This window comes from Chitinimonas sp. BJB300, assembly GCF_002735695.1.
GTDB lineage: Bacteria > Pseudomonadota > Gammaproteobacteria > Burkholderiales > Chitinimonadaceae > Chitinimonas.
This window is the reverse complement of record NZ_PDZH01000134.1, coordinates 1-9,532: the sequence shown is the minus strand read 5'-3', so window position 1 is coordinate 9,532 and position 9,532 is coordinate 1. Positions and strand designations below refer to the sequence as shown.

General features: G+C 58.5%; 1 pseudogene. It reads left to right on the top strand.

The features are described from left to right. Positions 1 to 9,532: pseudogene (locus tag CSQ89_RS17705) on the top strand (hypothetical protein); the annotation flags it as partial.

The following is a 9,532-nucleotide window of genomic DNA, read 5'->3' as shown; positions in this document are numbered from 1 at the left end:
GGTGTGCATGGACAGGCTTTGGCCAGCCAGACAATCAGCGCCAAGGCAACCAGCCTGGATGTAAGTGAAAGCCAATTGGCGGCGCATAGCATCGAGTTGGCTGCACAGGACATCGATACACATAAGGCGGTGGCTGCCGCAACCGATACATTGGCGATACGAGGCCAGCGATTAACCAACCAAGATGGGTCGCTGAGTGCCAATCTGCTGAACGTCCAACTGACCCACCTGGATAACACCAGCGGCAAACTGCTGCAGACGGGGACTGCCAACAGCCAGATCATACTGAACGCAGGGGGGAGTCTTAACAACAACGGTGGCGTGATTGCCAGCAACGGTGTTGATTTCAGTCTGCGTGCCGATACCTTCAGCAACGAGGCGGGACAACTGCTGCATACCGGTAACGGTACCTTCACACTCAACGCTACCGATTTCAATGGTCATCAGGGCAAGATTGCCGGCAATGGCCTACTCGCGATGACTGGCGGGCAGATCAGGCTGGATGGTGGCGAGGTAGGCGCGTCGCAACTCAACCTGACTGCCACCAATCTGAGCAATGTCGGTGGCAAGATCATACAAAGCGGCAGCGGTGCGGCGGACATCCAGGTTGCAGGGCTGTTGAACAATACAGACGGCTTGCTGGCCAGTCAGGGCCAACTCACGATCGCAACCGGCAGCCTGAACAACCGTGCGGGCAAGCTGTTCACGACCGACCAGCATAGCCTCTCGCTCACCGCTGGCGACATCAACAATCAGGACAAGGGTCTGATTCGTTCAGGCGGTCGGTTGAATCTTGTTGCTCAGCAGCTGGCTAACCAAACAGGCGAAATCAGCGCTGCAGATACCCTTGCCATGAATCTGACGGGTCAGTTCAACAATCAGTCCGGCAAGCTGATCGCCAGTCAGCGGCTTGATCTGCAAGCGGCAGGCATTGAGAACAGCCAGGGTTGGATTGAGTCGATCACAGGTCCGCTGACGCTCAATACCGGTACCTTCCTCAACGACCAAGGCAATGTGCTCAGCGGCAATACGCTAGCCATCAATGCGGGCGTACTGGGCAACAGCGGCAACCTCTATAGCCAGGGCGCTGCCACGCTGACGCTGAACAGTCTGGACAACCACGGCACGATTGCCAGCCAAGGCAACGTACAGATCCACACCACCCAAACATTGACCAGCCATAAGGGCAGCCTGCTGGCGGCAGGGTTGGATACGGCGGGCAAACTGAGCCAGGCAGGCGATCTCACCCTACAGGCAGGGCAACAGATTGGTGTGCATGGACAGGCTTTGGCCAGCCAGACAATCAGCGCCAAGGCAACCAGCCTGGATGTAAGTGAAAGCCAATTGGCGGCGCATAGCATCGAGTTGGCTGCACAGGACATCGATACACATAAGGTAGTGGCTGCCGCAACCGATACATTGGCGATACGAGGCCAGCGATTAACCAACCAAGATGGGTCGCTGAGTGCCAATCTGCTGAACGTCCAACTGACCCACCTGGATAACACCAGCGGCAAACTGCTGCAGACGGGGACTACCCGCAGCCAGATTGTGCTGAATACCGGGGGAAGCCTGAACAACAACGGCGGGGTCATCGCCAGCAACGGCGTCGATTTCAACCTCAGTGCCGATACAGTGAGCAATGTAGCCGGGCTGGTGCAGCATGCTGGTACCGGCACGCTCACGCTTAATGCCGCTGACTTCAACAGCCAGCAAGGCACGCTTGCCAGCAATGGTCTGCTGTCGCTCACCGGCGGCAATGTCACCCTGGACGGTGGCGAGGTGGGTGCTTCAAAGATCAAACTGACGGCGACCAATCTGAGCAATGTCGGTGGCAAGGTGATCCAGAGCGGTAGCGGCGCCGCTGACATCCAGGTTGCAGGGCTGTTGAACAATACAGACGGCTTGCTGGCCAGTCAGGGCCAACTCACGATCGCAACCGGCAGCCTGAACAACCGTGCGGGCAAGCTGTTCACCACCGAACAAAACAGCCTCACGCTTACAGCTGGTGATATCGACAACCAGAACAAGGGTGTGATCAGCGCAGGCAGCCGGCTGACACTGACTGCCCAGCAACTGGATAATCAGACGGGGCAAATCAGTGCCGGAGAGCAGGCCACGCTGCACATCGCCGGTCAGTTCAGCAACCAGTCCGGCAAGCTGATCGCCAGTCAGCGGCTTGATCTGCAAGCGGCAGGCATTGAGAACAGCCAGGGTTGGATTGAATCGATCACAGGTCCGCTGACGCTCAATACCGGTACCTTCCTCAACGACCAAGGCAATGTGCTCAGCGGCAATACGCTAGCCATCAATGCGGGCGTACTGGGCAACAGCGGCAACCTCTATAGCCAAGGCGCTGCCACGCTGACGCTGGCCAGTCTGGACAACCACGGTACGATTGCCAGCCAAGGCAACGTACAGATCCACACCACCCAAACATTGACCAGCCATAAGGGCAGCCTGCTGGCGGCCGGCTTGAATACCGATGGCGCCCTGAGCAACCAGGGCAACCTGATGTTGACGGCTGGGCAGGCCATCGCCATCCACGGTAAAGCCTTATCAGGCGATCAGTTCACCGCACGTATTGGTGAGGGGTTGGCGAACACGGGGCGGATAGACCTGAGCGACGGCACGGTGGGTGCTGCGCACATCACGCTGCAGGCTGGCGAGGTCGACACGCAGAAGGCGTTGGTGGCCGCGAAGGATACCCTCGCGCTGACCGCGGATCGATTGAACAACCAGGTCGGCAGCCTCAACGCTGGTGGGCTGGATCTGCACCTCACCCACCTCGACAATCAACAGGGACAGATCATCCAAACAGGGTCGGCTGCCAGTACGATTGCCTTTGCTGCTGGTAGCAGCCTGAACAATGACGGTGGCCTGATCGCCAGCCATGGGGTGGACTTCAGCCTGCAGGCAGCCAGCCTCACCAACGTCAAAGGTGAACTGAGGCACGTTGGAACCGGTACGTTTGCAGTCAGCGGTCACCAAACGCTGGATAGCAGCGAAGGCTGGATGGCCAGCAATGGCAAGCTGGCATTGAACGGTGGCAAGGTCACGCTCGACAAGGGCAAGGTCAGTGCTAACCGAATTCAGCTTACGGCAACCTCACTCAGCAACCGCGAAGGCGAGCTATTACACACAGGCCAGGAGGCCGGTGATATCCAGGTCACCGGGTTGCTGGACAACACACAAGGCTTGATCGCCGGCAACGGCGACCTGGCACTGACCACCGGGGCATTGACGAACCGGGCCGGCACCGTCCGCACGACAGGCGACACCACCCTCAGCCTGACCGCTGGCGACGTCGATAACCAGGCGGTGGGCCAGATCCGCGCTGGCGGCCAACTCAACCTGACCGCCCAGCAACTGCAGAACCAGCAAGGCCAGCTCTCTGCAGGCAAACAACTCCATGCACGCGTGGCCACCCAATTGCATAACCAGGGCGGCCAGATGGCCGCGCAGGAACGTGTGCAACTGCAAGCCGCGGATATCGATAACCACAAAGGCTTGATTCAGTCCGCTGGCACACTCGGCCTGACCACTTCAGGGACACTGAATAACGGCGAGGGCCAACTGCAAAGCGGCCAGTCGCTGGACGTCAAGGCAGGCGTGCTGCGCAATGCCGGGACGATTTACAGCCAGGGCGTGGCGACCTTCAAGCTGGGGCAGCTGGACAATGCCGGCACGATCGCCAGCAGGTCGGACTTGCAGATCAACGCGGATGAAACGCTGACCAGCCAAACAGGCAGTGTTTTGGCGGCCGGCTTGAATACCGATGGCGCCCTGAGCAACCAGGGCAACCTGATGTTGACGGCTGGGCAGGCCATCGCCATCCACGGCAAGGCCTTGTCAGGCGATCAGTTCACCGCACGTATTGGTGATGGGTTGGCGAACACGGGGCGGATTGAGTTGAGCGGCAGCACGGTGGGTGCTGCGCACATCACGCTGCAGGCCGGCGAAATCGACACTCAGAAGGCGTTGGTGACCGCGAAGGATACCCTCGCGCTGACCGCGGATCGATTGAACAATCAGGTCGGCAGCCTCAACGCTGGTGGGCTGGATCTGCACCTCACCCACCTCGACAATCAGCAGGGACAGATTGTTCAGACGGGGACTGCGGCCAGCACAGTCGCCTTTGCTGCCGGTGGTAGCCTGAACAATGACGGTGGCCTGATCGCCAGCAATGGGGTGGACTTCAGCCTGCAGGCAGACAAGCTCACCAACGTCAAAGGTGAACTGAGGCACGTGGGAACCGGTACGTTTGCAGTCAGCGGTCACCAGACGCTGGATAACCACGAGGGTTTGATTGCCAGCAATGGCAAGCTGACATTGGGTGGTGGCAAGTTGACGCTCGACAAGGGCAAGGTCAGTGCTAACCGAATTCAGCTTACGGCAACCTCACTCAGCAACCGCGAAGGTGAGTTATTACACACAGGCCAGGAGGCCGGTGATATCCAGGTCACCGGGTTGCTGGACAACACGCAAGGCTTGATCGCCGGCAACGGCGACCTCTCACTGACCACCGGGGCATTGACGAACCGGGCCGGCACCGTCCGCACGACAGGCGACACCACCCTCAGCCTGACCGCTGGCGACGTCGATAACCAGGCGGCAGGGCAAATTCGCGCTGGCAGTCAACTCAACCTGACCGCCCAGCAACTGCAGAACCAGCTGGGTCAGCTCTCTGCAGGTAAACAACTCCATGCACGCGTGGCCACCCAGGCGTATAACCAGGGCGGCCAGATGGCCGCGCAGGAACGTGTGCAACTGCAAGCAACGGAAATCGATAATCACCAGGGTTCGATTCAGTCCGCTGGCACACTCGGCCTGACCACTTCAGGGACGCTAAATAACGGCGAAGGCCAGCTACAGAGCGGCCAGACGCTGAATGTCAAAGCTGGCGTGCTGCGCAATGCCGGGACGATTTACAGCCAGGGCGTGGCGACCTTCAAGCTGGGGCAGCTGGACAATGCCGGTACGATGGCGAGCAGGACGGACCTGCAGATCAACGCGGATGAAACACTGACCAGCCAAGCAGGCAGTGTTTTGGCTGCCGGCTTAAATACCGATGGCGCCCTGAGCAACCAGGGCAACCTGATGTTGACGGCTGGGCAGACCATCGCCGTCCACGGCAAAGCCTTGGCAGGCGATCAGTTCACGGCCCGCATTGGTGATGGGTTGGCGAACACGGGGCGGATAGACCTGAGCGACAGCAAGGTGAATGCCGCTCATATCACGGTGCAAGCCGCTGAGGTCAAAACCCGGCAGGCCGCCGTGACAACGGTAGGGAAACTCAAGCTGAGTGCCGACCATTGGCATAACCAGCAAGGCACGCTACAGGGTGGTGGGCTCGACCTTCAGCTCAAACACTTGTACAACCAGGGCGGCAGACTGGTACAGACAGGTACGGCAGCCAGTGCCTTGACGTTGCAATCGTTCAATAACGACGATGGCTTGATTGCCAGCAATGGCGTGGACTTCAGCCTGCGAGCCGATACCCTCAGCAATGTGGCAGGCCAATTGCAGCATGCCGGGGCCGGGACCTTTCAGCTAAAGGCAAACGAACTCAATAGCACCCGTGGCCAGATTGCCAGCAATGGCTTACTGGCGATCGCAGGCGGTAGGTTCGTCCTGGATGGTGGTCAGGTCAATGCAGCGCAGATCAAGCTACATGCAGCCAGCCTGAGCAATGTCGATGGCAAGGTAATGCAAAGCGGTGGCGGTACTAGCGAAATAACCGTCACCGGGGCAGTGGATAATACGCGCGGTCAATTGGCCAGTAATGGTGATTTCCATCTTACCGCGGGGAGTTTAAGCAACCTGCATGGCAAGATCACCGCCGCCGCAGATAAGTCGCTGGCCGTGAAGGTGGCGGGGCTGCTCGACAACAGCCGTGCCGGTGAAATACGCGCAGGGGGAAACAGCACGATTAGCGCCCATCAACTGGCCAATCAAACGGGAGCTATCAGCGCACTGAATGAGCTCACCATGTCCGTTACGGGCGGTGCCAATAATGACCAGGGGACGGTTGAATCCAATGGCAACCTGAATCTGACGGCAGCAGCATGGTTGAATGGCGCGGGCGCAGTCCGCAGCCATCAGGCCAAACTGACCATGGCCACCAGCGGGGCATTGCACAATGCGGGCCAACTGCAGGGACAATCGTTATCGCTGACAGCAGCCAGTCTGGACCATACCGGCACCCTTTATGCTGAAGGGAATGCGGATATCACGGTGGCGGGCAGGCTGACGGCGTCGGGGACAACCGCGGCGGGTAATGACCTCACCCTTAATATGGCGGATCTGTCCGCGACTTCGTCGGCGGTTTTTGCGGCCGGCATGGCGCGCAATGGCCAGCTTTCGGCACAGGGGAATCTTACTGTCCAGGCACAGAACACAGTGGTGTTGCCTGGACAGCTAATGGCAGGGAGCGCGCTTAAAGTCAGTGGCAACCAGCTCAATCTGCAAACACTGCGCGCCAATGCAACCAGCATCGACTTAACGGCTCGGGCCGGCGCAATCGATACCCGTCACGCTCAGCTGGTGGCAAGCCAGGATATCAAGCTCAACGCCACGACACACTTCGATAATCGCGATGGCAAACTGCAGGCGGGAGGCAATGTCTGGGCGCAAGCCCAGGGTATGGATAACAGCCAGGGTCTGATTCAGGCTGGCAACAATCTGCACCTGGATGCGCTGACCGGAATGCTGACAAACCGCGACAGCGGCACAGACCATGGTGTGGTGGCATTTGGCGATATCACCCTAAAAGCGGGGGCGGGTATAGCCAATGAGGCAGGCTATATCGGCGCAGGCAAGAGCTTGACCGCAGCAACCGGGGGGGCGATCGACAATACCCGGGGTGGGCAGCTGGTGTCGGTAGGGAACGTGAGCCTGCAAGCCGTTAGCCTGGATAACCGTGGTGGGACGGTAGACGCCGCTCATACGACGCAGATCACCACGTCCGGTATGCTGAACAACAGCGCGGGCGGCTTGCTGCGGGGTAGTCATACACTGTCACTCACCGCGGCCAATATGAACAACCAAGCTGGCAAAGTGGATGCGGGGGATTTGGTCGCCAAGATCGGCGGCGCACTGCTCAATGATCAGAGCGGCTACCTGCGGGCGAACCATCACGTCACGATAAATGCCGCACAGGTGAATAACCAGTCAGGCGAGATCTCGGCCAAAAACCAGCTGACGATCACCACCCCCGACCTGATCAATACCGGTGGCCAATTACTGGCCGATGGGGCGCTGAAGCTGGATGCTGCACGCTTTACTGCTGATGGGAAAATCAAATCCCACGGTGCGGTTGAGTTGGCTTTTGCAGGCGACTACGTCAATCAGGGGGTGGTTGCGGCCGATGGCTCGGTAACCTACCGAGTGGCCGGCAAGGTGAGTAATGCCGGCACGATTAGCGCCAAGGATGGCTTGAATATCTTTGCATCCAACCTGAAGAATGATTCCGCCGGCAAGATCTTTGCCAATACCTTGAGCCTGGACATCACTGAACGACTGGAAAACACCGGTCTGATCAATGGCAATACCGTTTCACTCAAAGCCAGGGAGTTATCAAACTCGGGCCGGATTTATGGTGACACGATTTCCATTCTGCCCGGCACAGGCAGCGTGGATAACCATAGCGGTGGGGTGATTGCCTCGCGCGGTGATTTGTCGGTGACCATGCAGCAACTGCAGAACCGCACCGGGGCTGAAATTGTTTCGCTGGGCAATGCCGCCTTCAAAGGGGATGTCAAAAACCTGGCCACGCGCATCGATATCGCGGGCGACCTTTCGATACAGGGCAAGCTGGAGAATATTTCAGAAGGGGTGAAATTCACGACCCAGGAAAGTGCGCCTGAAGACATTACCGAAGTGGATTTCTATCAGAACGGGCACTGGAACAGTGATATGCAACTGTTTCTACTAGAAATTAGTCCTGGTGAGTACATTGTACGTCGAAGAAATTCACCCACCAGTAACTATTTGGAAGAAACACGTAACTTCAAAGTACGAAGGTATAAAAGGACCAAAACGACCACGTTGGCGTCGGCTGATCGGATGGCCAGCATTCATGTCGCCGGGGATTTCAATAATCAGCATGGCCAGATTATCAATGATAAAGGCACCATTACTGTCGGACGTGCCATCACCGGAGGGGTGAGTTCAATCCAGAACATGGCGGTGGAAGCGTTTGAGATCACAAAAGACCAAGGAACCGTAACGCGCTATTACACAAAGGGAAGAAGATTAAAATCTGATAGTAATCACGCTGATGCCCGACGATATAGACCGGCACCGGTCAGGACAGAAATCACCGCCACCCTAGGCATCATCAAAGAGCATGCCACAGTCAATGTGGACAAACCGATAGACCCCAGCCAGCCAGTATCCGTAGGGACAGTTGCCAGCAATGCCAACCTCCATGGCACCGCGGTCAAGTCGACAGCGGCGGGAGGTGGCCAAGCAGCGGGTAGTGCGGTGGTCGGGGTGAGCGGCGTGACCGCACCGGCTCAAGCAGGTGGGACAAATGTCGTAGCGGTGAATGGGGTTGCCGGCCCAACAGCAGTCAAACCCACCGTTTCTTCGACGACCCTGACTTCAGCTAATCCTGCTTTGTCATCTTCTGCCGTGGCCAGTGTGACGGGGCAAACGGCCGATGCCGCAGTGGGGGGTATGGCTTCTGGCATCGCTTCTACGGGCGCGCCGTCCGGCAATACAGCCGTGCCGTCTACTGCCGTAACCGGTGTGACAGGGCAGGCAGCCGATATTCCATTGGGAACCGTACAGGTTGCGGGCAGCACGGGCTTGGCGCCGGCCCCCACCTTGAGCGCACGTCAGGCATTGGACCAGCTTCGCGCGGGTGTCCGCGACCAGCAGGCCAAGTATTGGCAACAGGTCAATCAAAGCGAGCTGGCTGCGCCCAAGCCCCTTTCTTCGGCCACGGTGGCATCCGTAGATGGCACAACAGTGGCGATCAATGCCGTCACGCCTGTCACACCAACCCATACCGTTACGACGCCGGTTGCGCCGGGGAGTCCGCCGATTGTGGTGCGAACCCTCACCCCCGATCCGCGCCTGCCGACCAGCAAGCTGTTCGTGGTGGATGGTGGTGCGAACTCACGCTATGTGGTTGAAACCGACCCGACCTTTACCAACTACAGGACTTGGTTATCGTCCGACTACCTGCTGGACCGGCTGAAGTTCGACCCAGCCACTATTCAAAAACGGCTGGGTGACGGGTTTTACGAACAACGACTGATTCGAGAGCAGATCAACCAGCTGACAGGCCGGCGCTTTCTCACTGGCTTTGCCGACGACGAAGCCCAATATCGTGCCTTGCTGGAAAACGGTGCTACCTACGCTAAAGCCTGGCAGTTGGTACCCGGTATCGCTTTAACGGACGCCCAGATCGCCCAGCTCACCAGTGATATGGTCTGGCTGGTGGAGCAGACCGTTACCCTGCCCGATGGCAGCACCGCAAAAGCCCTGGTGCCACAGGTATATGTGCGTGTACAGCAGGGGG